This is a genomic window from Natrinema soli, from assembly GCF_028618695.1.
The window spans coordinates 1-1,588 of sequence record NZ_JAQIVI010000067.1; the positions used below are offsets into that span (position 1 = coordinate 1).

Here is a 1,588-nt window from a genome sequence, read left to right on the forward strand (position 1 = left end):
AACCGTCTGAGCGAGCCACGCTCTCGTCGCTCGAGGTCGCGCGGGTCTGCGATCGCGTCCTTCCGCCCGGAACGGTCAACGTCGTCACTGGTCGCGGCGAGGACGTCGGCGCGGCGATGACCGCCCACGACGGTATCGACAAACTGAGCCTGACCGGCTCTCACGCGTCGGGCGTCGCCACCCTCGAGAGCGCCGCGCAGACGATCACGCCGACGTCGCTCGAACTCGGCGGGAAGAGCCCGAACATCGTCTTTCCCGACGCCGACCTCGAGCAGGCGATCGAGGGGGTACTCGTGAGCATCTTCTTCAACTCCGGCCAGCAGTGTACCGCCGGCTCGCGGCTCTACCTGCACGAGGAGATCCGGGACGAGTTCCTCGAGCGCCTGCGCGACGCGATCAGCGACCTCACCGTCGGCGATCCGCTCGGTCCGACGACCGACGTCGGGCCGATGATCGATCACACCCACCAGTCGACCGTCCGCGAGTTCGTGGACGATGCCGTCGCCGACGGCGCGACGCTGTGTGCCGGCGGCGAGAACGACGCGGTCGGCGACGACCTCGAGGGAGCTCCGTTCGTCCAGCCGACGGTACTCACCGACGTGGGCGACGACCGCGTCGGCTGCGAGGAAGTGTTCGGTCCCGTGCTCTCAGTCTTCGAGTGGAGCGACCGCGATGCGGTTCTCCAGCGGGCCAACGACACGTCGTACGGGCTCGCCGCGGGCGTCTGGACGACGGACCTCGGCGCGGCCCACGAGTTCGCGGCCGAACTCGAGGCGGGGACGGTCTGGGTCAACACCTACAACGACCTCTTCGATCCGGCACCACACGGCGGCTACAAGGAGAGCGGTACGGGCCGAGAGCTCGCCGAGGAGGCGCTCGAGGACTACTCGCAGGTGAAGACGGTCAAAGTGAACCTCGGCGGCGTTCCGAAGATGGGCTGAACGCTCGGTTTCGGCGGAACTCGGTTTCGGCGAGACCCGGTTTCGGCGGAATCTGGTTTCGATGGGAGTCGGGGTCGACCGAGACCCGCTCCGAATCGGGCTGAAACGGCTGTCGGACATCCCGTCAGCGACAGCTACTCCAGAGTATATAATTATTAATCATTATATTTATGGTCGAGGGCGTCGTTCGAGTAGCCGTGAAAGCAGTAGTCTTCCAGGGAGCGAACGAACCCCTCGAGATACGGGAAGTCGACCGGCCGGAGTGCGAGGAAAACGGCGTCGTCGTCGAAACCGAAGCCTGCGGCATCTGTCGGAGCGACTGGCACGCCTGGCAGGGCGACTGGGACTGGATCGGGTTGATGCCCACGCCGGGACTGATCTTCGGACACGAGCCCGTCGGCCGGGTCGTCGAGGTCAGCGACGGCGTCGAGCGCTTCAGCGAGGGCGACCTCGTCACGAACCCGTTCAACCTGAGCGACGGGACCTGTCCGCATTGCCGGGAGGGTCGAGCGAACATCTGCGAGAAATCGGTGCCGATGGGCTTCGTCCCCTTCCAGCAGGGCGCGTTCGCCGAGGAGTACCCCGTCCGGAACGCAGATCAAAACCTCGTAACGGTTCCCGAATCGGTCGATCCCGCCGAGGTCGCG

Annotated in this window: 2 protein-coding genes; both read left to right on the forward strand. The window is 65.9% G+C overall.

All coding sequences use genetic code 11. The annotated features are described in order from the left end of the window. Nucleotides 1–941: aldehyde dehydrogenase family protein (locus PGX04_RS04180; RefSeq protein ID WP_273737357.1), on the forward strand; the 941-nt coding region annotated here is incomplete at its 5' end. Nucleotides 942–1,138: 197 nt separating this feature from the next. Next, on the forward strand, nt 1,139–1,588 hold a 450-nt coding region (locus PGX04_RS04185; RefSeq protein WP_273737358.1), incomplete at its 3' end, for an alcohol dehydrogenase catalytic domain-containing protein.